The sequence below is a fragment of the uncultured Thermosynechococcus sp. genome (assembly GCF_938074695.1).
In the GTDB taxonomy this organism is placed as follows: domain Bacteria; phylum Cyanobacteriota; class Cyanobacteriia; order Thermosynechococcales; family Thermosynechococcaceae; genus Thermosynechococcus.
In genome coordinates this window covers 23,542-43,921 of the sequence record NZ_CALJEM010000032.1, presented here as the reverse complement: position 1 = coordinate 43,921, position 20,380 = coordinate 23,542, and the positions used below count along the sequence as shown (strand labels likewise).

Sequence of the window (20,380 nt, the reverse complement as noted above, 5' to 3'; positions counted from 1 at the left end):
GGCTGTGCTCGCGTCGGCGAAGAGAAATTCGGCCTGCTGAACTTGTGCACAGACGAGCACATCTGTCCCAAGGAAATTACTAAGTGCCTGAAGGAGTTGGGGCGCATCCACGGCAAATCCTTGGAAATTCAGTCATTTCGCACGCGATCTGATATGGGCGAAGGCGATCTCCAACAGCAGGAATTTTGGCAGCAGTGGGCTAGGGAAGGAGTTAGAACAATCCTTGTGATGATGCCTTACTCTCCAGAAAAGCAGCGCGTTCGTAGTGGGGCACTGAGGGCAGGCATTGCCACCCAGTTTTTTACACCAAAAGATCTCAATCAATACAAAGCCTTCAACATTGTCTTGGGTCTGCTTTGCAAAGCCAAGTGGCAGCCCATCCATCTACAGCCACATTCTGAGTGGGCGGAACTGATCATTGGTTTCGATGCAGGTACCAATCGTTCTCTATACTTTGGCACTCCTGCCTTTGCCATCCTTGCCAATGGTCAATCCTTGGGGTGGGAACTGCCGTCAGTACAACGGGGGGAGAAAATCAGTGGCGAGGCACTCTGGCAGACCGTCTGCAAGCTCGTGGGTAAGTTTAAGCAGTACCACTCCGAAAAGCGCTATCCTAAGAAGGTTCTTCTGCTGCGGGATGGCTTAGCGCGGCAAGACGAGTTCCAACGCACAATTGATGAACTCGGAAAAATGAACATTGCGGTAGATCTTCTGAGTGTGCGTAAAACGGGTGCAGGGCGGCTCGCTCAAAAAATAGAAAATGATCCTCAAAAAATAGAAAATGATCCTCAAAAAATAGAAAATGATCAATATGCCGCTGCCCCGAAGGGAACCGTGGTTTTTGAGGAACAAGAGCGCTCATTTATTCTCATTAGCAGCCAACCCATCAAAAGTAGGGGCAAGGAACTCGGCAGTGCTCGACCTCTGCGGGTGGTTCACGAGTATGGGAAAACTTCCCTAGAGCAACTGGCCATCCAAACCTACCACTTGACCCAGTTACATCCGGGGAGTGCTTTCAGCCATGCTCGCCTGCCCTGGGTACTGCACTTAGCCCATCGCCTGAGTCAAGAGTTTTCCCGCCTTCCGTCTCTTGACCTCGTTGCAACCCTAGACCGCGACAAGTTAATCGGTGTCTAAAGGCAGGAGGAGCGGTGGCTGGGGGTCTAGGGGGACAATTCCTTAATCAACAGGTCACCCATCTCCCGACAGCCCACAAGGGTACAGCCCTCCGCCATGAGATCGGCGGTGCGATACCCGCGATCTAAAACGGCAGTAATTGCCTCCTCAATTGCTTGCGCTGCCGCTGGCTGGTTCAGACCGTAACGCAGCATCATTGCTGCACTCAGCACCATTGCCAAAGGATTGGCCTTATCTTGACCGGCAATATCTGGGGCAGAGCCGTGCACCGGTTCAAACAGACCGGGACCAGATTCCCCCAGACTTGCCGAGGGCAGCATTCCAATACTCCCCGTGAGCATTGCCGCAATGTCAGAGAGAATATCCCCAAATAGGTTAGCGGTAACAATTGTGTCAAATTGTTTTGGGGCGCGCACTAGCTGCATGGCGGCATTGTCCACGTAAAGATGGGTTAGCGCCACATCGGGATACTCTATACTCAGGGCACTCAGGCGATCGCGCCACAGTTGAGAGACCTCGAGAACATTGGCCTTATCTACCGAGCAGAGCTTGCCCTGCCGTTTGCGGGCGATCTCAAAGGCCACTCGCCCAATGCGATCAATCTCGCCTGCAGTGTAGGCCATGGTATTAACCCCCCGCTGCTCCCCCGTTTCAGTGGTGAAGATTCCCCGCGGTTGACCAAAGTAAATGCCACCCGTGAGTTCGCGCACCACCATCAGATCCACACCCGCAATCACCTCTGGCTTCAAGGAAGAGGCATGGATCAGTTGGGGAAAGATTTTGGCGGGGCGTAAGTTGGCAAATAACCCCAGACCGGCGCGGAGGGCAAGGAGGCCGGTTTCCGGGCGCAGATGGCGGGGCAAATTGTCCCACTGCGTGCCGCCAATGGCAGCTAGAAGGACGGCATCACTCTGGCGACAGGTTTTGAGGGTTGCGGCTGGCAGGGGTTCTCCCACCGCGTCAATGGCCGCTCCCCCCACTAACGCAGGCACAAACTCAAATTCGAGGTTAAAGCGAGGGGCGATCGCCCGCAACACCTCCAGCGCTACAGCGGTAATTTCTGGACCAATGCCATCCCCGGCCAAAACCGCAATCCGATATGGGGTTGCCATGCCTCTCTCAAAATCACTGATCTTTTACTCTACACCAGCAGCGGTCTCTCCCTGAGACTATTCCGAGAGATAGCCATCCGGCAGTATCGCCTCACTCATCTCCACGGCACTGAGATCCACGCCATTGAGACTGGCGCCTGTGAGAATTGCTTCAATGAGATTGGCTCCCCGCAAGTCGGCACCACTGAGATTTGCCCCCATTAAATTGGCACCAATGAGAATCGCTGAACTCAGATCTGCTCCCCGCAATAGGGCTTGAGCAAGGCTCACCCCCCGTAAATCGGCACCCACAAGGTTGGCTTTGTCCAAACAGGCATGGCGTAAATTGGCTTCCTTGAAAGCCACCTCCCGCAGATTGGCTTCTTCAAGGCGGGCACGGCGCAGATTCGCCCCGATGAGAATCGCCCGCTCTAGGTTGGCCTGTTGCAAATTCGTGGCGCTGAGATTGGCACCGCGTAAATTGGCCTGTACAAGTTGACTTTCCCGCAAAACCGCATCCGCGAGATCGGCACCCCGCAGGTACGCTTCAGTTAAGTTGGCACGGCTCAGGTTGGCCCGCTCTAGCTCGGCAAGGGTGAGATCCGTGAGCGTGAGATTGGCATCCCGTAAAATTGCTTCACTAAGTTGGGCACCGGTGAGGTTGGCCTCACTAAGATCGGCATTGGCAAGGTTGGCACGGGTCAAATCTGCTCCCGTTAAGTTAGCCTTGCGCAGAGACGCCCAGCGCAGATCGGCACTGATTAAAATCACCCCCCGCAGATCGGCCCCCCGCAGATCTGCTTGACTGAGATTGACGGCAGTTAGGATTGCTCCCCGCAAATCAGCCCCTTGCAGGTTAGTACTTTGTAAAGCAGCATCCGTGAGGTCGGCACGGGAAAGGTCAATGCCCGCCAAAACATACCGACTCAGGTTAGCATGGCGCAAATGTATCCCTGCGAAATTGCGATCGCCAAGGTTATATCGTTTCAGCAAAACATCCGGTTCCACAGTAATTGAGTCACTTCCTTAGATCGCAAATCCGAGTCTATATTTGAGAGTGCCCTCGACCTTGACCGAATCTACCGTGATGAGATTGGTTTTAGGCGAATTCGGGCAATGTAGTGGGTAAACTGATTATCCCGCACATCACTAGTGATGCCTAGAGCAGCAAAGGGCTGGAGCGATCGCGCCACTTCGGGAGCCAGTTGTGGCACGAGCAAGTTGTTTTGCAATGGCCCTAGATCACTCAAATTCAGGTAGAACTGTGTGCCTTTCGGATTGGGAAGCACAGCCCGGTAGAGGGGAGAGTCCGCTAGGGAGCGCTCAGGACGGCGACTCACATCCGTCAGAGGCCCCAACGTCAAAAAAAAGGTATTGTCATTGAGCCAGCCATGCTGTCCCACCGGCAGGCCGGGGGGAATGCGCCAGGTGGTGATGGGTTGGGGTTCTGTTGCCGTTTGCTGCACTTGCCAGCGCAGGCGATCGCGAATTTGGCTATCCAGTTGACTGAGGGCTTGGCTAGCTTGGGGGCGACTGCTGGTCTGCGTTAAAAAGAGCAAGCTAGGAGCATTCCCCAGCGAAGCAATGGGCACAAAAGCAGCGGCAAACTCACCATCCATCCAAGGCACAAAAGCCTGCTGCCAATCGAGGCCAGTGAGATCTTTAACGGTGTTGGCGATTGTCTCTTTAATGGAGGCAGGTGCATTCTGCCATGAACTCCTAAAGGAGCCTGTACTGTAAAACGCCAGAGTTGTTTCAGGCACGAGACGACTGAGTTCACGGCTTTGGCCTTCACTGACCAAGGCTTGATTCTGTTCGGAACGCCACGTCACGGCCTCTAGCTCAATCTGCTCAGGGGTCAGGTCGGCGGTGAGCACCATCCCCTGTAGCTCGCGAGGGGGTTCAGGCAGACGTCCCTCAGGGGCAGCCATCTGACTGGCTAAAAAGGCAGGCAAGTTCAAATAGAGTTCCGCCAAAGGGCGATGATCCGATAACCCCTTGACTGCCTGTTGATAGTTGGGCTGGCGGGCAATGCCGTTGTTGGCTTGGGCGGTGGCAATGACCTGTTGCAAAGCGCTCTGGTGCTGACTCCAGACAAGGTAGGCTTTGTCTGCGTGCTTGAGGAGGGCGATCGCGCCACCATCGGGGTCGGGGAGAATTCCCTTGGCCTTGAAGATTTTGACGCCATTGATTTCTGTGATGGGTTCGCCGATAACACTTTGCAGGAGTTGCTCTCCCATGGGGAGATTTAGCGTCGGCACAATCCAAGCATAGGGGGGCAGTGGCGATTCCCTAAGCGATTCCGGCGTCATGGGCAAGAGTACTAGGGTGGCCTGGTCACCGATGAAAGGACGCACATCCTTGAGGTAATCTAGCTGCTCAAGATTGACTCCCGCCGGCGACAAAGGCGCATAGGTGGGATTTAACCAGGGTTGTGTTTGCAATAAGCCACTTTTGGCAAGGGCTTCCCAAGGCTGGGGATCGGTGGGCAGGGTGAGGGTCAGCAAGGCCGTTGGGGGAGCGATCGCCATCCCTGGGGCGATCGGACGTTGACTGAAGCGTTGCCATAGAAAGACCCCGGCTGCAGCGGCTGCGCCGACAATGACAACTGCTGCACCACCCACAAACCAGGGCTGGAACCGACGGGCAGACTGAACTGAGGGCTGAGATTTAAGGGTCATCGAGGCTCTCCAACAAGTGCGTACAGTGTGGTGCGCTGACGCGGGGTTCGCCCCAAGGAGCGAATTGCTGCCACGAGATTGGCTGGGCTAACTCCTGTTCCTCCCTGTGCTCCGGCCGCTGAAGTGATATGTTCTTCCATCAGCGTTCCCCCCAAATCATTACAGCCCCAATCCAGTGCCATGGTTGCCCCCCCTAGGCCGAGTTTGACCCAACTGGGCTGGTGGTTGACAATCCACTGTCCCAAAAATAACCGCGCCACCGCCGTCAGTACCAATGTCGGTAATAGCTGTGGCTGGAGGTGTCCTACCCATTGTCGCATTGCCTTGGGCGCAAGTTCCCCGACGTAAGGCAGCAGGATAAACTCCGTAATGCGGGCGGGATAGTCGCGCTCCAGGGCTTTTTGCTGAAGTCGCTGTAGGTGTTGTAGGTGAGCCACTTGATCCGCGGGGGTTTCAATGTGGCCGCAGAGCATTGTACTGGTTGTCCATACCCCCAAGCGATGGGCTGTTTCCACAATCTCCAGCCAAGTGGCGGTGTTAATTTTCTCAGGACAAATTCTTGAGCGCACGCGATCCACGAGCACCTCCGCAGCCGTACCGGGCATGGAGTCCACCCCACTCTGATGCAGAACGTCAATCACTTGGGCATAGGAAAGGCCATCTTCACGGGCAATAAATTGAATCTCTTGGGGCGAAAAGGCGTGGAGATGGACGCCAGGAAAGGCGGTTTTAATTTCCCGCACGAGGGATTGGTAATAGCGCAACGTAGAGCTGCCTTCCTTGGCGGCTGGATTGAGTCCCCCCTGCATACAGATTTCCGTTGCGCCTTGGGCAACTGCATCAGCCACTTTGCCAAGAATCCTGTCAATATCGAGCCAGTAGGCATCGGCAGCGGTGGCATCGCGGCGAAAGGCACAGAAGCCGCAGTGTTGTTCGCAGATATTCGTGAAGTTGATGTTGCGGTTAACCACATAGGTGACGGTATCTCCCACCTGTTGTTGGCGCAGGCGATCGCTGGCGGTTTGCAGCGCCCTGAGGAGGGGGGGCAAGGGGTCTTGAGGGTCACTGACGGCGGCCACAGGAAGGGCGGTTGTCAAAAGATGCAAAGCCTGTGGAGCAGAAATGCCGTTGTTAGCCAGAACCTCCTCTAGCTCCGCGAATGCCTGAGCCTCATGCCGCGCGATCGCCCCGGTAGTCTGCATGGAATTCACTCCTCCTCAAGGAAATTAGGGCATTTTTTCTCTAGCCTATATCGTATCTCTAGTTCACGATCCCCTTCACCCTCTTCTGACATAGCATTTTTAACGCACACAACCACCTTCTGTTCACTTCACATAAATCATCTAGAAACTCTTGGCTTGAAAATTTTCTGTGTATTGTTTTATTTTTCTACCAACCAAATTCTGAATAGTTAAGCTAATTAAGCTAATAAAACAAGTCTCCCATATTGTGAAAACAGATGTTAGCTAGATCTTCAAGACCGGTTGCGAATTTAGAACTGGATAGCCACAAGAACCGAGGCACTTCAGAACAGACTTGACAATAACTACAAAAGATGAAATAATAAGTCGAACAATGTTTTGATCTTTTGAGGCAAGGATGCGATACCTCTTTCCTTACTTTCTCGCTTTTCAAACTGACGATCAACACTTCTGAAGTAGAGTTGGAGTAGAGTAAATGGATAAGGAAGAAATTCTTAAGAGCTTTGAAGCCTTTCTGAAAGAGCACGGGGATGCAGCACTTGAAAAATTAAATGAGTTTCTAGATCAACAGCAAAGTCAATTTTATTCAAATCACTCCTATGAAAATGATAAAATGGCAAGGCAAGCATGGGTTTCAACTATTGGTCGGGTATTAGAAGACATTACCAAAAGACTTTTGCAAGATTTTTGTTATAACCATGGATTAGGAATAACCTCTGATCGCGAGTTAATCAATCCCAAAACTCCCGAATTAGAAACAGTCAGAAGGAATATAGAAGTTTTCTTTGGTGAATACTCAGTACTACCAGATAGTGATATTGTTATCTATTCCAAAAATAACTACCAAGTAATAGTGATTATTTCTGTTAAAAATTCTTTTCGTGAGAGATACACTGAAACTCCTTACTGGAAACTGAAGCTAGCTAGTTTTAATACCACTAAGCACATAAAAGTGCTAATGGTCACACCTGATAAAGACAATGAGCTATCTTCAAAAGCCAATCCCAGAAAGGCACGCATTGTACTAGAATATGATCTCGACGGTGTTTATATCGCAAAACAGGACTTTGATAGAGCTGACAAAGTAAAATCCATGAAAGACTTAATACCAGATCTTAAAAAACTAGTACGAGAAGATCAATGGAAATAATCTCTAAAAAACAAGCATTTTTCCAAATGAAAGATATATGGCTATTCCTTGACAATAGCCTTAATTCGGACTTATTTACTGAGCCTTTTATTGACTTAATTGTGACTTCTCCGCCCTATAATGTCGGTCTTGAATATCACTCGGTGAAAGATGATGTCCCCTACAGTGATTATCTAGAGTTTAGTAGAGTTTGGATGTCAAACTGTTTGAATTGGACAAAAATAGGCGGGCGATTGTGTCTCAATATTCCACTGGATAAGAACAAAGGGGGGCAGCGCAGTGTAGGCGCCGATTTGACCGTTTTAGCCCAAGAGGTTGGTTGGAAATATCAATCCACCATTGTCTGGAATGAAGGGAATATTTCACGCCGCACCGCTTGGGGGTCTTGGATGTCGCCTTCAGCGCCCTATGTGATTGCTCCAGTAGAGTTAATTGTCGTGCTGTATAAGGAGGAATGGCGGCGCAAATCCAATCAAAACCCTGACATCACGCGAGAAGAGTTCATGGAATGGACAAATGGCCTATGGACATTTAGTGGTGAGAGTAAAAAAAAGATTGGTCATCCTGCCCCCTTTCCAAGAGAGCTACCGAGAAGATGTATCAAACTCTTCAGTTTTCCGAGGGATACTGTCTTCGATCCCTTTTGTGGCAGTGGTACAACACTGGTAGAAGCCTTTGCTAATAAACGAAAAGGCGTCGGTGTTGAAATAGATCCTCGATATGCAGAACTGGCAAAGCAGAGACTCCTGAATGAGATTACACTTTTCGATGTAGTAAATTTGTAAATTTCTCTAATTGACAGTTTTTGCTAGATAATTCTGTTAGTTCTGCTTGTAGCAAGCTAAAGTAGGATACCATCCTTTTCTCATCATAAAATATGGGAGACGTGGAAAGGGGAATGGTGATGGCCGCAGAGGCGGTGGGCATGGTGCAAGTTTTGGGGTACCCGGCAGCCCTTGCTGTGGCCGATACATTGGTGAAAGCCGCTCAGGTTACCCTTGTGAGTTGTGAAGGAATTGGTGCGGGCTATTGGACGGTGGTGATTCGAGGAGAGGTGGCGGACGTAAATGCAGCGGTTCGGGCGGCGCGATCGCTCAAGGGGCAAGCCATTATTTCCCATCAGATTATTGCCCGTCCCGATGGCAACCTGGAACATGTCCTACCAATTCTCACACCTCGTCAGCCACCCGAGGATTTCTTACTTTGAAGTGGTTTGCATCGGTGCTTGAGCAAAATCCCCTCGCGCTATGCTTTCAGCATCCCGATGCCGTACCGCTGGCAGTAGCCGTGGGCAACCCTGAAGTCATCCCGCCGTAGGTGAACGGAGTAAGCGCGATCGCCCTAGGTTTGATCGAGTCACCCCAAAAACTGAGAAAGGCGATTGTCCACTCCAATAGAGCGACTGGGGTAGGCCAAGCGAGCCTCACCCCGCAGGAATGTCCGTGACTCATAGGCACTCCTGAAATTGGTGATGAAGCTGCAAGCCTTGGCAAACGTGACTGAACCACAGCGACCAGTACAGGGGACAAAAACGTTCATCACGCTAGCGCGATCCTTGCAGTTGCTTCACCTGCTCGGGGGTGAGAATGGTTAGCATTTCGACACGGGCCTCCTCTGTCACCTTCGAGAGCTGGGCTTTTTGCTCCGGCCGCAGGGCAACCGCGTTCATGGCTTCACTTGTGGATTTCCCCTCTTTGATGGCATTGCGAAAGATGCGCTGTTGATCGCGATCCAAGATTTTGAGGATGCGATCGTTGGTGCGCAGTGTGAGCCGCAGTACCGCCTGTTTTTGCTCAACACTGAGATTAAGTTTTTTCATTTGCTCGGCGGTCAAGAGGCCACCACTGGTTTGAGCCATCACCTGGAGGGGAATGGCTGCAGTGCTGAGGCTTATCCCAAGGGCGATCGCGATCATCAATTGCGGAATCTTCTTCTGCATCCCTGCATTCACCCCTGCTACGATTGCTATCCCTATTCTAGGCTGTCCAAGCGGGATGATTGAGGAGAGCATTGATCACCTGTACCCCCCGCAGTTGATTCGTCAGGGGTAAGTGGCCACGAGGGGCACTCAAATCCCAGATAAATTCATGGGGATAGCGCGGCCACCGCTTGCCCTGCCGCCAGCCAATTTTCTCCCAGAGGCGATCCCAGTTTCGGCCGCAGCCCAGCCACAGTTGCCGCTGCACTGAATAGCCAAAGCGACCTAGAGAAAATGCCAGCCACAGTTGGTCAATCGTTTGCAAATCCACAATGGGAAACTGCTCCACCTCCGTGAAGTAAACCCAGCGGCGTTTTTGCGCCATTGGACCAGCCAGTTCACACAGCTTTTGGGTGGTCAGGCGATCGGCGGCTTCAAATTTTTCGGCTACTAGGAGTTCAGCGAGTTCCTGATAGTCCACCCCGCGATCGGAGCGTAGGGGAATGACCCCTTGGGGATAGTGCTGTTGCAAAAAAGCTTGCACAGATGCTTCTGGACAATGGTATAGGAGACGATAGGCTTGACCCCGCACCCAGAGGGCAGGTGGAGGAGACAAGGTGGCACTGTCTTTGAGAAACTCCTGCAGGAGTTGATAGCCTTCACTGCCCACCGTACTCAGGGTGGTCATGGCAGCCAGTTGGGATTTTTCGTTGCCGTTGTACAACTGTTGCCGTAAATCGGCTAAGGTAGGTTCTGTGCTGACCATGTGCCCAATGACTCCTCCCCGTACAACTCTAAAATGCGCTGGACGATCGCCGTTGTCGAACTGGGAACCTCCACCTGAATAAGTTCAATGCGACCGCCATAGCGCTGGACAGCCGCTGCTTCCGGTAGAGTCTCCAATTGGTAATCGCCCCCCTTGACGTAGATCTCCGGTTGGAGAACCTCAATCAGGGATATGGCCGTGCGATCGCCAAATAGTACGACTGCATCTACTGATCGTAAACCAGCCAGCACCTCTGCCCGCTGCTGCTCAGGAATAATTGGCCGTTTTGGCTTGAGGGCAGCCACGGAGCGATCGCTATTTAACCCCACCACTAAGCGCTTGCCAAGGGCACGGGCGGCCGCGAGGTAGCGCACATGACCGGCATGGAGGAGATCAAAACAGCCGTTGGTAAACACCAAGGGGCGCCACTCTTGGGGAGCGGCACCAATTGCAGCAACAAGGGTGTCAACGGTGTAGAGACGGGGAATCAGGGGAACCCTCCTGCCGGAACTAACTAAGGGTGCCACGAAATAGCCCTTGGGGGCGCACCAAGAGCACGGCCATCATGATCCCCAAGGCAACGGCTAGCTTGTATTCAGAGGGAATGAGAAGTGTACTCATCTCTTGGGCAACGCCGATAATCAGGGCGCCGGCGATCGCCCCGTAGGGATTGCCAATGCCGCCAAGAATCACACTGGCAAAAAGGGGCAAGATCAAGAACCAACCCATATTTGGTCGTACTGCTGTCATTAGGCCGTAGAGACCCCCGGACACACCTGTGAGCACCCCTGTTAGGAGCCAAGTGCACAGCACCACCCACTCGACATCAATTCCCGAAACCCGCGCCAGGTCGAGATCATCGGCCACCGCTCGCATCGCCTTACCCACTTTCGTGCGTTGCAGGATGAAATGCACAGTGGCAATTGCCATCACCGCCAAAATCATCACAATCACCTTCGAGTAGATAATTCTCACACCCCAAAAATCAAGGGCAGGCATCACTGGCAAACGGTAGGTTTGGTTCTCGCTCCCCCAAATAAGAATCACGCCATTGCGCAGCAGAAATGAAAGACCAATAGAAATAATAATCAGCGTCGTTGAAGTGGCGCGGCGATCGCGCATTGGCTGCCACAGAAGCTTCTCACTCACCAGCATCAACCCGGCCGTTCCTAGTCCCCCCACTACCATTGAGAGCCAAATATCCAGTCCTGTCCTATTGGCAGCCAATGTGAGGTAGGCTCCCACGGTCATAAAATCCCCATGGGCAAAGTTAGGCAGACGCAAAATCCCAAACGTGAGTGTTAAACCGACGGCGGCAAGAGCAATAATACTGCCCACTGCCAAGCCATTAACGAAAACTTGAATCAGTTGAATATCCATGAACCATTGCGCCTAAAATTTTAGTAAGGTGTGAAACGGGCAACGCCTGTTCATAGAATAGCGATTAGAGGAATATTTTCACGATACTTTTTCTCTAGCTAGGAAAATTGCCGTTGCCTCAGAAATCGCAAAGACAAATACGAAATCCTATCATACCCTAAGTTGACAAAATGTAGCGACAATAACAAATAAAAGTACGGATTCCCGAAGTTTCAGGTAGGGATTTACCCCCTTGGTCTTTTGCGGCGAGATTGCGTACCGTTGAGGCAGCCATGCTGCTTGAGTCAATCGCGCGATTAGCATCAAGGCAGCGGTGACCAACCGTATTGTTTGAGGAGGCCTGTATGCGCATTGCTCAAATCGCTCCCCTGTGGGAACGGGTACCGCCGCCGGCCTATGGGGGTGTGGAGTTGGTGGTGAGTCTGCTGACGGAAGAGCTAGTCAAGCGAGGGCATGAGGTCACGCTCTTTGCCAGCGGCGATTCGATGACCCAAGCCAAACTGGTTTCTACCTATCCCAAAGCCATTCGCCTTGATCCCACTGTGCAGGAATATGCCGTCTATGAAGCCCTTCAATTAGGAGAGGTCTTTAGTCGCGCCAATGAATTCGATGTCATTCATTCCCATGTGGGCTACGCCGCTTTACCCTATGCCAGCCTGGTGAAAACACCCGTTGTTCACACGCTCCATGGTCGCTTTACAACGGATAATGAACGCATTTTCACCCAATATCGCCATCAAAACTACGTCAGTATCTCCCATTCGCAGCGGCAACTTGGCGATCTCAACTACGTTGCCACGGTTTATAACGCCATTGCCGTGGAAACCCATCGCTTTTATCCCCAGCCCAGTGATCCTCCCTATCTGGCTTTCCTAGGACGGCTTTCCCCTGAAAAAGGCCCGCACCTTGCCATTGAGATTGCCAAACGGGTGGGCATTCCTCTGAAGATGGCAGGCAAGGTGGATCGGGTGGATCGCGACTACTTCAAGGAATTAATTGAACCCCACATTGATGGTGAATTTATCCAGTTCATTGGCGAAGCCGATCATCCTACGAAAAATGCCCTCCTTGGGGGGGCGATCGCCATGCTCTTTCCCATTACGTGGCAAGAACCCTTTGGCCTTGTGATGATTGAATCCATGGCAGCAGGAACACCCGTGGTGGCGATCGCCAAAGGAGCTGCCCCTGAGGTGATTGAACATGGCAAAACGGGTTTCCTATGCCACTCTGTTGAAGAGTGTGTTGCCGCTGTTGCAGAAGTGTCAAAACTGGATCGCCAAACCTGTCGTGATGCTGTTTGGAAGCGCTTTAGCGTGGAGCGCATGGTAACCGAGTATGAAGCCGTTTACGCAGCAGTACTCGCAGGTGCCTTGGTAAGTAACGGACATCGCAAGGGTAGTTTAGAACTAGTAGCGAGCTAGACTGCCCGGTATTTTCTTACAACGGTTGTTCCTTGGTCGTTATTCAAAAGGTGTATTTATGCAAACATTATCAACCCGTACAGCAAAAAGTACACTACCGCGAGCCTTTGCTACATCCCAACCACAAATTCCTGCTCGGCAACCTATTGCCCTGATTTCTGTCCACGGCGATCCCGCTGCCGAGGTCGGCCATGAATCGGCGGGGGGTCAAAATATCTACGTGCGGCAACTGGGGGAAGCCTTAGCAGCCGCTGGGTGGCAGGTGGATATGTTTACTCGCAAAATTGACCCCAATGACCCCGATATCATTGAGCACAGCCCCCACTGTCGCACTATCCGCCTTGAGGCAGGTCCGGTGACCTATATTCCGCGGGAAAAGCTCTTTGAGACCTTGCCGAAGTTTGTTAAAGCCTTTAAGGCCTACCATGCCAAATATGGGTATCCCCTGATCCACACCAATTACTGGCTTTCCGGTTGGGTGGGGTGGCAGTTGCGGCAGGACTTAAATTTCCAATGGCTGCACACGTATCACTCCTTGGGGGTAGTGAAATATCAGGTGGCTTCTGAGCAAGCTCAACGGGATGAAACTCGCCTGATGGCGGAAAAGATAATCCTTGAAAATGCCGATTGTGTCATCGTCACCAGTCCCCAAGAAGAAGCCTACCTGCGACGCTGGGTCTCAAAGGCGGGGCAAACACGTCTGATTCCCTGTGGGACGAATTTGAATCTCTTCTATCCCGTGGCCAATGCCCGCGAGCAACTGAAGCTGTCTGCCGAGGAACCCATTGTTCTCTATGTGGGGCGCTTCGATCGCCGCAAAGGGATTGAGACGCTGGTGGCAGCGATGGCTCAAGTTCCCGAAGGGCGGCTCCTGCTGGTGGGGGGCAGTAATCCCCAGCGCAGTGATGGTGCCGAACGGCGGCGCATTGAAGGATTGGTGCAGGAGTACCACTTAGGCGATCGCGTGACGTTTGTGGGCCAAATTGACCATGAGCGCCTAGCGGTTTACTACAGTGCCGCCAATGTGTGCGTGGTGCCCAGTTACTATGAACCCTTTGGCCTAGTGGCCATTGAAGCCATGGCCTGTGGCACGCCGGTCATTGCCTCCGCGGTGGGGGGTCTGCAATTCACAGTGGTGCCGGAGGAAACAGGATTACTGGTGCCGCCGCAGGACGCCAGCGCCTTGGCCAATGCCATTCAACGCCTCTTGGCCGATCCCGCCTGGGCACGTACCCTTGGAGAGAATGGCCGTGCGCGCGTGCAAGCCCTCTTTAACTGGGAGGCGATCGCCCTACAGATGGGACAGCTCTATCGTCAACTCTTTGCTGCCTCCCTCATGGGGAATTCACCCCGCCTAGATACCGTCAAAAACACAGCCTCACTGACGACTGTGACCAAAGCGGCCTTAGCCTCCTAAGCATCTTAATGACGTGGCAGAGTGGCTCAAGACAAGATCAAGTAGCATTCCCGCGTGGGCGGATCACGTCTGTCTCCGCTCTGCCCAACCCCTGATTGCCCTTGCTGTGAACAATTTGTTAGATTCTAGGAGGTTATTTATCGTTTTGTATCATTTCTAACATCCGATGGTGCGGTGGCGATCGCTTTCTCCCCTCTGGCCTGACGTGGTTCTGGCAGCTCTCGTTTTAGGTCCCCTCTTTGCCCCCTTCTTGGCTGCCAGCAATTTTCTTTTCTTGCCGCAAATTGCCCACATTATCTACACCATGGGCAATCATGTGTGTCCACAGCCAGACATGGGCCTGATGCTCGCTCCCCCTTGGAAAATGGCGGTGTGCATGCGCTGCTACGGCACCCTTTGCGGGGTTCTCTTGACCCGTTGGTGGATTCAGCGTTCCCCCACCGGCTGTGAATGGTATTGGCTGCCGCAGTATGGTCTAGGGGGCTTTTTAGTGGCGACGCTGTTGATGCTGTTTTATCCCCTAGAGTGGGCATTGCAACACTACGGTGTTTGGGGCTACTCCAATTGGGTGGTTTTTCCCTTTGGCGCGATCGCTGGATTGGGCTTGGGATTATTAATCATGCCCCTGCTGTATCCCAAACAGCGCCTTGTCACCTCCCGTTAGGGCGCAAACAACCGAATTTTGGTAGTCTCCGATACAAAAACTAATTAAGGCAACTTTCTACCATAGATTGTCGCTGCGGTGCGCCCAATACAGTAAGGAGTAATCTATACATGGCAACGCCCCAAGAAATCTTGGATTTAATCAACAGTAAGTACGAGCTAATCGACTTGAAATTTACCGACATGCCCGGTACGTGGCAACACCTGACAGTCCACAAAAGCCAAATTGACGAGGATTCATTTACCGAGGGTATCCCTTTTGATGGCTCTAGTATTCGTGGTTGGAAAGCCATCAACGAGTCTGATATGGTGATGGTGCCGGATCCAAATACGGCGTGGGAAGATCCCTTCATGAAAGAACCCACCCTGAGCATGATTTGCACCATCAAAGATCCGCGCACCGGCCAACCCTATGATCGCTGTCCGCGCTCCATTGCTATCCGTGCCGTTGAGTATCTGAAAGCAACAGGCATTGCCGATACAGCTTACTTTGGTCCTGAAGCTGAATTCTTTATCTTTGATGACGTTCGCTACGATCAAAATCAGCAATCGGGCTACTACTACATTGACAGCATTGAAGGAATTTGGAACACGGGTCGCGAAGAGGAAGGGGGCAACCTAGGCTACAAAGTCCGTGGTAAAGAGGGCTACTTCCCCGTCGCTCCCACCGACACCCTCCAAGACCTGCGCACAGAAATGCTGTTGACAATGGCCAAGTGCGGTGTGCCGATTGAAAAGCATCACCACGAAGTGGCCACCGCCGGTCAGTGTGAATTGGGCTTTCGCTTTGGCACCCTTGTTCAGGCGGCCGACTGGCTGATGACCTATAAATACTGCGTCAAGAACGTAGCACGCAAGCACGGCAAAGTGGCCACCTTTATGCCCAAGCCCCTCTTCAACGATAACGGTTCGGGGATGCACACCCACCAATCCATTTGGAAAGATGGCCAACCGCTGTTCTGGGGAGATGGCTACGCCAATTTGAGTCAAATTGCTCTCTGGTACATTGGCGGTATCCTCAAGCATGCTCCAGCGCTGCTGGCCTTTACCAACCCGACAACGAACTCCTACAAACGACTGGTTCCCGGCTTTGAAGCTCCCGTGAACCTTGCCTATTCCCAGGGCAACCGCTCTGCCTCCGTGCGAATCCCCCTCACGGGTCCCAATCCCAAAGCCAAGCGCCTAGAGTTCCGTTGCCCCGATGCAACCAGTAATCCCTACCTTGCTTTTGCGGCAATGCTGTGTGCCGGCATTGATGGCATTAAGAATCAAATTGATCCGGGTAGCCCCCTCGATGTTGATATCTACGATCTCAGCCCTGAAGAACTGGCTAAGATTCCCTCGACCCCCGGTTCACTGATGGCGGCTTTGGAAAACCTGCAAAAGGATCACAGCTTCCTGACGGCAACGGGGGTGTTTAGCGAAGACTTTATCCTCAACTGGATTCAGTACAAGCTGGATACGGAAGTGATTCCCCTGTCGCTGCGTCCTCACCCCTATGAATTCACCCTTTACTTTGATGCCTAGGGACATAAACCGCTAGATCGTTACCTCCAGAAAGATCACCATCAGAGGCACTCGGCGAGGGTTGCCTCTTTTATTTTTTCTGCGGATTCCATGCCGAGAGGGGGCTGAGGATTATGGGGGTGCTGGCAGTTGCCTAGGGCTAGAATTTCTGATAATTTGGGATGTTGCTAAAAATTAACATTCCTATGCTTAAATGCTATTTTTCAGGAATGTTTTTCCCAAGAATGAGGTTGTAGGGTCTGATGCTACGTGCGGGAATTGTCGGCCTACCGAATGTGGGCAAATCAACGCTGTTTAATGCCCTTGTGGCCAATGCCAAGGCGGAGGCAGCCAATTTTCCTTTCTGCACGATTGAACCCAATGTGGGTGTGGTGGCAGTCCCCGATGAACGGCTGGAGGTACTGGCAAAAATTTCCCAATCAGCGCAGATCGTGCCGACACGGGTAGAGTTTGTGGATATCGCTGGTTTGGTCAAGGGAGCCAGCAAAGGGGAAGGATTGGGCAACCAGTTTCTTGCCAATATTCGCGAGGTGGATGCGATTGTGCACGTGGTGCGCTGCTTTGAGGATGAAGATATTGTCCACGTGGCAGGACGGGTGAATCCTGTGGAGGATATTGCAGTCATTAACTTGGAGTTGGCGCTGGCAGATTTGGCGCAAATTGAAAAACGCATAGAGCGCACCCGCAAGGCGGCGCGATCGCAAAAAGATGCCCAGATTGAACTGACTGCCTTGGAAAAGCTGCTGGAGGTGCTCAATCAAGGGCAGCCTGCCCGTCTCTGTCAACTCACGGAGGAGGAGGAAGCCGCAATCCGTTCGCTGGGGCTGCTCACCCGTAAGCCTGTGATCTATGCCGCCAATGTTGCTGAGCAGGATCTGGCCACCGGCAATGAATGGACGGCGGCGGTTCAGGAAATTGCCCGGCAGGAGGGGGCAGAGATGGTGATTGTCTCTGCGCAAGTGGAGGCTGAACTTGTGGATTTACCCGAGGGCGATCGCGCGGAGTATCTCGCCAGTCTTGGCGTCAGGGAAGGGGGCTTGCGATCGCTCATTCGCTCCACCTATAAGCTCTTGGGTCTGCAAACCTTCTTTACCACAGGTCCCAAGGAAACCCGTGCCTGGACGATTCCCGCTGGTGCCAAAGCGCCCCAAGCGGCAGGGGTCATTCACAGTGATTTTGAACGGGGCTTTATTCGAGCTGAAACGGTGAGCTATGAGGATCTAGTGGCCTGTCAATCCATGACTGTTGCCAGGGAAAAAGGCTTGGTGCGCAGTGAAGGTAAAGACTATGTTGTGCAGGAGGGGGATGTGATGCTCTTCCGCTTTAATGTTTAGCCATTCCTCCTGATTTAATCGCAACCTATAGTAGCATTCCCACCATCGGGTAAACCAAGGGGGGGACAATTAAGGTCATCGCCACCCCCACTGCGGCAATGGCACTGAGGAGAACCGCACCGGCGGCACAATCTTTCGCAATACGGGCAAGATCATGGTATTCCTTGCCAACGGTGAGATCCACCACCGCTTCCAGCGCCGTATTCAGCAGCTCTAATCCCATCACCACAGCAATTGTGAGGAAAATCACTGCCACTTCAACGGGGGGAAGTTTTAGCAAACCACTGAGGGCGATCGCGCTTAGGCCAACTGCGGTGTGAATGCGGAAATTGCGCTGCGTTTGAAAGGCATAGGCCACACCATTCCAAGCATAGCGAAAACTACTCAATAAAGAAAAGGCTACGCGGTGGGAGTGCTGTCGCCTTAGTGCTGTTTTTGCCACCTTTTCGGCACAGGCAGTCATTGCTTGCTGCGTCATACCACTTCAGTTACTCCCTAGTTTACCCATCACAGCGAAAATCATTACTCAGTTGCTGAGCGATTTATCTAGTTTTGACCCCTCCTGGGGTAGAGGGGGAAAAACACCGTAGCACTCAACCCCTAAACGCCTCCCATTGAAGCACATCTTGCAGGAAAGAAAAGAGTTCCAGTTAACAAAGGAGAGGGGGAGTCAGTCCCACCGTTTCTAGGCAGCGCGCTTGCTGCGCCAGCATTCGGCTCAAGTGCACCTCGTCGGGATGATCCCAGCCCAATAGATGCAGCAGGCCATGGCAAGCAAGCCAACTCACTTCCGTTAAGAAGGGATGGTTTGCCGCGGTGGCTTGCCGTTGGGCGGTCTCAGCAGAAATGACAATGTCACCAAGGTATTCTGGTTCCTCCGACGGGAAGGGCAGAGCCTGATCCCGCGTGGCAAAGGCCAAGACATCCGTCGGGGTGTCGCGATCGCGATATTGACGATTGAGAACTCGAAGTTCGGCGTCGGTTGTCAAGCGCAGCGTCAGCTCATACGCTTTACCGGCCTTTGGTTCAACCATCCCGATCCAAGTTGCAAACCACAGGTTCCAAGGCAGTGCTGCCACCTCAGAGGGTAGAGAAGGGACGTGGAGTTCCAGATAGACGGTAACCGTCATTCGTTTTTTCTTGGTTCTTAACTAACGGGTGAGGTAGGACAAGCCCACCAGCAACGCCAACAGACCAATACTGGTGAGGGCGAAATGGGTCAAGGATTTACCCCCCTTGCGCACCATGTTTCGCATCGCCAATTTGACGTAACTGGGCTGCTCGGTAGGGGAAGATGTGGATTCTGGGGACTCGCTCATGGAACTGTCGGGATTCGGCTACATTAGTTTTAACAGATTTTAACAAAGAGTGATTCGACCTAGTAGCGCGATCGCGGGCGGTGATTGGCCACCGATTGCACCAGCCCCAAACCAATATAGGTTGCCAGCAGCGCAGAACGGCCATAGCTGAGGAAGGGGAGGGGAATACCTGTCACAGGAAGCAAATTAACTGTCATGCCGATATTGACCACTGCTTGGAACATCAACATGGCGAAAAGGCCGATCGCCAACAGGGAGCCAAAATCATCGCGGGCACTATTGGCAATTTGCAGCAGCCGCAGGCCAATCAACCAAAACAGCCCTAAAACCAGCAAACCTCCCACAAAGCCCAATTCCTCCCCAATGGCCGAAAAAATAAAGTCCGTGTGCTGCTCAGGAATAAACCCCAATTGCGTCTGCGTACCGTGAAACAGCCCCCGCCCCCAGAGGCCACCCGCCCCAATGGCAATGCGGGATTGGATGAGGTGATAGCCCGCCCCCAAGGGATCTTTATCGGGGTCTAGGAACATCAAGAGGCGATCCTTTTGGTAGTCTTTGAGAACACTCCACAGCAACTGGCCCAGACCTGCCCCCGAAAGATTGAGGACAATGCCGCCGATCGCCCCAATCCAACCCAAGGGAAGATTCTGCCAAGCCACAACTCCCATGGCCAATGTCCACAGAAACCAAAGCCATAGGTTGAGTCCATAGGGCAGGGGCAGGGCAAAGAGAATGGCCGCCACCAACGGGGAAAGCATGAGCACAATCCAGCCCAAACGGGCATTTGCCCAGTAGAGCATCCCCAAAGTAATCGCCCCAAAGACCAGCGAAGTCCCCAGATCAGGCTCAGCTAAAATCAACCCCAGGGGCAAAACCGTTGCCGCAAACACCCGTAGAATGCCACTGAGGCCATCGGCAGGCACTCGCTGCAGGAGGGCAGCTTGGGTGAGAATGATGGAGATTTTGGTCAGTTCTGAAGGCTGCAAATTAAAGCCAGCAATAGGCAGCCAGCTGCGGGCGCCATTGGCTTCAACGCCAAATAGGTTCACAGCCAGTAGGAGGGCGCAACTAATGCCGTAAACCCACCAGTGCACTGAGAGAAAGACCGAGGTTGGAACGCGGGCTAGCAGAAAAAGCAAAATTGTCCCAATACCAGCGATCGCCAGATGTTGGAAGCCATCCTTTTCGCCAATGTGCAGTTCGGCACTGTGAATGGCCACTGCCCCCAGCAGCGTAACTAGCCAGACGGCAATGAGGAGAACCCAATCCATCCCCCGCCATGGATAAAACCAAGCAGACCAGCGGCGTTGCCATCGCCGAGTTGTCCAAAACATCCTCAAATATCCTTGGTTCCCGCTAGGCTAGAACAGTGGT

The 20,380-nt window shown here is 52.6% G+C and carries 22 protein-coding genes; 9 read left to right on the top strand and 13 right to left on the bottom strand.

The genetic code is table 11. The annotated features are described in order from the left end of the window. On the top strand, window positions 1-1,137 hold a 1,137-nt coding region (locus Q0683_RS05460), incomplete at its 5' end, for a Piwi domain-containing protein (protein WP_298976680.1). Window positions 1,138-1,163: 26 nt separating this feature from the next. On the opposite strand, the gene leuB is transcribed toward Q0683_RS05460, so the two are convergent. From leuB to cofH, 4 genes are all read right to left on the bottom strand, one after another. Continuing rightward, entirely contained in the window at window positions 1,164-2,249 is a 1,086-nt protein-coding gene (gene leuB / locus Q0683_RS05455; RefSeq protein WP_298976678.1) for a 3-isopropylmalate dehydrogenase, read from the bottom strand. A gap of 57 nt (window positions 2,250-2,306) precedes the next feature. Further along, window positions 2,307-3,221 carry a pentapeptide repeat-containing protein gene (locus tag Q0683_RS05450; RefSeq protein WP_298976676.1) on the bottom strand — a complete coding sequence of 305 codons (915 nt, stop codon included), beginning with the start codon at window positions 3,219-3,221 and terminating at the stop codon, window positions 2,307-2,309. An 86-nt stretch (window positions 3,222-3,307) separates the two neighbouring features. Continuing rightward, window positions 3,308-4,909 carry a DUF3352 domain-containing protein gene (locus Q0683_RS05445; protein WP_298615973.1) on the bottom strand — a complete coding sequence of 534 codons (1,602 nt, stop codon included), beginning with the start codon at window positions 4,907-4,909 and terminating at the stop codon, window positions 3,308-3,310. Continuing rightward, window positions 4,906-6,111 carry a 7,8-didemethyl-8-hydroxy-5-deazariboflavin synthase subunit CofH gene (gene cofH / locus Q0683_RS05440; RefSeq protein WP_298976674.1) on the bottom strand — a complete coding sequence of 402 codons (1,206 nt, stop codon included), beginning with the start codon at window positions 6,109-6,111 and terminating at the stop codon, window positions 4,906-4,908. The genes Q0683_RS05445 and cofH overlap by 4 nt, the downstream gene beginning before the upstream one ends. Window positions 6,112-6,586: 475 nt before the next feature. On the opposite strand from cofH, the gene Q0683_RS05435 reads away from it, so the two are divergent. The 3 genes from Q0683_RS05435 to Q0683_RS05425 all read left to right on the top strand — a co-directional run bounded on the left by Q0683_RS05435 (window position 6,587) and on the right by Q0683_RS05425 (window position 8,468). Then, entirely contained in the window at window positions 6,587-7,261 is a 675-nt protein-coding gene (locus Q0683_RS05435; RefSeq protein WP_298617703.1) for a BsaWI family type II restriction enzyme, read from the top strand. Next, complete coding sequence (locus Q0683_RS05430; RefSeq protein ID WP_298976672.1) at window positions 7,252-8,046, top strand: site-specific DNA-methyltransferase; 795 nt, start codon at window positions 7,252-7,254, stop codon at window positions 8,044-8,046. Before Q0683_RS05435 ends, Q0683_RS05430 begins: the two co-directional genes overlap by 10 nt. A gap of 119 nt (window positions 8,047-8,165) precedes the next feature. Further along, window positions 8,166-8,468, top strand: coding sequence for a carbon dioxide-concentrating mechanism protein CcmK (locus Q0683_RS05425; protein ID WP_298617721.1), 303 nt, complete (start codon window positions 8,166-8,168; stop codon window positions 8,466-8,468). A gap of 149 nt (window positions 8,469-8,617) precedes the next feature. On the opposite strand, the gene Q0683_RS05420 is transcribed toward Q0683_RS05425, so the two are convergent. Genes Q0683_RS05420 through Q0683_RS05400 form a run of 5 tightly spaced genes read right to left on the bottom strand, consistent with a single transcriptional unit; the run spans window position 8,618 to window position 11,325 of the window. Beyond that, window positions 8,618-8,800 (bottom strand): hypothetical protein, encoded by a 183-nt coding sequence (locus tag Q0683_RS05420; protein ID WP_298976670.1) that lies wholly within the window; start codon window positions 8,798-8,800, stop codon window positions 8,618-8,620. A 4-nt stretch (window positions 8,801-8,804) separates the two neighbouring features. Further along, a complete protein-coding gene (locus Q0683_RS05415) occupies window positions 8,805-9,200 on the bottom strand; it encodes a hypothetical protein (protein ID WP_298976668.1) in 396 nt (131 codons plus the stop codon). Window positions 9,201-9,237: 37 nt separating this feature from the next. Next, window positions 9,238-9,945: a GUN4 domain-containing protein gene (locus Q0683_RS05410; RefSeq protein WP_298976666.1), complete on the bottom strand. Its 708-nt coding sequence runs from the start codon at window positions 9,943-9,945 to the stop codon at window positions 9,238-9,240. Further along, the gene (gene rfaE2, locus Q0683_RS05405) at window positions 9,921-10,433 is read right to left on the bottom strand and encodes a D-glycero-beta-D-manno-heptose 1-phosphate adenylyltransferase (protein ID WP_366142728.1); all 513 of its coding nucleotides are present in this window, start codon (window positions 10,431-10,433) and stop codon (window positions 9,921-9,923) included. The genes Q0683_RS05410 and rfaE2 overlap by 25 nt, the downstream gene beginning before the upstream one ends. A 22-nt stretch (window positions 10,434-10,455) precedes the next feature. Beyond that, window positions 10,456-11,325 carry a branched-chain amino acid ABC transporter permease gene (locus Q0683_RS05400; RefSeq protein WP_298614811.1) on the bottom strand — a complete coding sequence of 290 codons (870 nt, stop codon included), beginning with the start codon at window positions 11,323-11,325 and terminating at the stop codon, window positions 10,456-10,458. Between the two features lie 344 nt (window positions 11,326-11,669). Between Q0683_RS05400 and Q0683_RS05395 the strand changes: the two genes are divergently transcribed. The 5 genes from Q0683_RS05395 (at window position 11,670) to ychF (ending at window position 17,687) form a co-directional block, all read left to right on the top strand. Next, complete coding sequence (locus Q0683_RS05395; protein ID WP_298614809.1) at window positions 11,670-12,746, top strand: glycosyltransferase family 4 protein; 1,077 nt, start codon at window positions 11,670-11,672, stop codon at window positions 12,744-12,746. Window positions 12,747-12,804: 58 nt separating this feature from the next. Next, window positions 12,805-14,163 carry a glycosyltransferase family 1 protein gene (locus Q0683_RS05390; protein ID WP_298614807.1) on the top strand — a complete coding sequence of 453 codons (1,359 nt, stop codon included), beginning with the start codon at window positions 12,805-12,807 and terminating at the stop codon, window positions 14,161-14,163. A 166-nt stretch (window positions 14,164-14,329) separates the two neighbouring features. Next, entirely contained in the window at window positions 14,330-14,827 is a 498-nt protein-coding gene (locus Q0683_RS05385; protein ID WP_298614805.1) for a DUF2085 domain-containing protein, read from the top strand. Window positions 14,828-14,937: 110 nt separating this feature from the next. Beyond that, the gene (gene glnA / locus Q0683_RS05380; RefSeq protein WP_298976660.1) at window positions 14,938-16,353 is read left to right on the top strand and encodes a type I glutamate--ammonia ligase; all 1,416 of its coding nucleotides are present in this window, start codon (window positions 14,938-14,940) and stop codon (window positions 16,351-16,353) included. Window positions 16,354-16,595: 242 nt separating this feature from the next. Then, the gene (ychF, locus tag Q0683_RS05375; RefSeq protein WP_298614799.1) at window positions 16,596-17,687 is read left to right on the top strand and encodes a redox-regulated ATPase YchF; all 1,092 of its coding nucleotides are present in this window, start codon (window positions 16,596-16,598) and stop codon (window positions 17,685-17,687) included. 25 nt (window positions 17,688-17,712) lie between these two features. Here ychF and Q0683_RS05370 read toward each other — a convergent pair whose 3' ends face one another. The 4 genes from Q0683_RS05370 to rodA form a co-directional block, all read right to left on the bottom strand. Then, entirely contained in the window at window positions 17,713-18,165 is a 453-nt protein-coding gene (locus tag Q0683_RS05370) for a diacylglycerol kinase family protein (protein WP_298614796.1), read from the bottom strand. A gap of 172 nt (window positions 18,166-18,337) precedes the next feature. After that, on the bottom strand, window positions 18,338-18,817 hold the full coding sequence (gene ybeY / locus Q0683_RS05365) for an rRNA maturation RNase YbeY (protein WP_298976657.1): 480 nt from the start codon (window positions 18,815-18,817) through the stop codon (window positions 18,338-18,340). A gap of 21 nt (window positions 18,818-18,838) precedes the next feature. Continuing rightward, window positions 18,839-19,006, bottom strand: coding sequence for a DUF3285 domain-containing protein (locus Q0683_RS05360; protein ID WP_298614792.1), 168 nt, complete (start codon window positions 19,004-19,006; stop codon window positions 18,839-18,841). Window positions 19,007-19,065: 59 nt separating this feature from the next. Continuing rightward, entirely contained in the window at window positions 19,066-20,340 is a 1,275-nt protein-coding gene (gene rodA / locus Q0683_RS05355; protein WP_298614790.1) for a rod shape-determining protein RodA, read from the bottom strand. Between the last annotated feature and the right edge of the window lie 40 nt (window positions 20,341-20,380).

Excerpts from the sequence above, each read along its gene's own strand:
- leuB (WP_298976678.1), bottom strand. The coding sequence starts at position 2,249 with ATGGCAACCCCATATCGGATTGCGGTTTTGGCCGGGGATGGCATTGGT.
- Q0683_RS05445 (WP_298615973.1), bottom strand. The coding sequence starts at position 4,909 with ATGACCCTTAAATCTCAGCCCTCAGTTCAGTCTGCCCGTCGGTTCCAG.
- cofH (WP_298976674.1), bottom strand. The coding sequence starts at position 6,111 with ATGCAGACTACCGGGGCGATCGCGCGGCATGAGGCTCAGGCATTCGCG.
- Q0683_RS05435 (WP_298617703.1), top strand. The coding sequence starts at position 6,587 with ATGGATAAGGAAGAAATTCTTAAGAGCTTTGAAGCCTTTCTGAAAGAG.
- Q0683_RS05430 (WP_298976672.1), top strand. The coding sequence starts at position 7,252 with ATGGAAATAATCTCTAAAAAACAAGCATTTTTCCAAATGAAAGATATA.
- Q0683_RS05425 (WP_298617721.1), top strand. The coding sequence starts at position 8,166 with ATGGCCGCAGAGGCGGTGGGCATGGTGCAAGTTTTGGGGTACCCGGCA.
- Q0683_RS05420 (WP_298976670.1), bottom strand. The coding sequence starts at position 8,800 with ATGAACGTTTTTGTCCCCTGTACTGGTCGCTGTGGTTCAGTCACGTTT.
- Q0683_RS05415 (WP_298976668.1), bottom strand. The coding sequence starts at position 9,200 with ATGCAGAAGAAGATTCCGCAATTGATGATCGCGATCGCCCTTGGGATA.
- Q0683_RS05410 (WP_298976666.1), bottom strand. The coding sequence starts at position 9,945 with ATGGTCAGCACAGAACCTACCTTAGCCGATTTACGGCAACAGTTGTAC.
- Q0683_RS05400 (WP_298614811.1), bottom strand. The coding sequence starts at position 11,325 with ATGGATATTCAACTGATTCAAGTTTTCGTTAATGGCTTGGCAGTGGGC.
- Q0683_RS05395 (WP_298614809.1), top strand. The coding sequence starts at position 11,670 with ATGCGCATTGCTCAAATCGCTCCCCTGTGGGAACGGGTACCGCCGCCG.
- Q0683_RS05390 (WP_298614807.1), top strand. The coding sequence starts at position 12,805 with ATGCAAACATTATCAACCCGTACAGCAAAAAGTACACTACCGCGAGCC.
- Q0683_RS05385 (WP_298614805.1), top strand. The coding sequence starts at position 14,330 with ATGGTGCGGTGGCGATCGCTTTCTCCCCTCTGGCCTGACGTGGTTCTG.
- glnA (WP_298976660.1), top strand. The coding sequence starts at position 14,938 with ATGGCAACGCCCCAAGAAATCTTGGATTTAATCAACAGTAAGTACGAG.
- ychF (WP_298614799.1), top strand. The coding sequence starts at position 16,596 with ATGCTACGTGCGGGAATTGTCGGCCTACCGAATGTGGGCAAATCAACG.
- Q0683_RS05370 (WP_298614796.1), bottom strand. The coding sequence starts at position 18,165 with ATGACGCAGCAAGCAATGACTGCCTGTGCCGAAAAGGTGGCAAAAACA.
- ybeY (WP_298976657.1), bottom strand. The coding sequence starts at position 18,817 with ATGACGGTTACCGTCTATCTGGAACTCCACGTCCCTTCTCTACCCTCT.
- Q0683_RS05360 (WP_298614792.1), bottom strand. The coding sequence starts at position 19,006 with ATGAGCGAGTCCCCAGAATCCACATCTTCCCCTACCGAGCAGCCCAGT.
- rodA (WP_298614790.1), bottom strand. The coding sequence starts at position 20,340 with ATGTTTTGGACAACTCGGCGATGGCAACGCCGCTGGTCTGCTTGGTTT.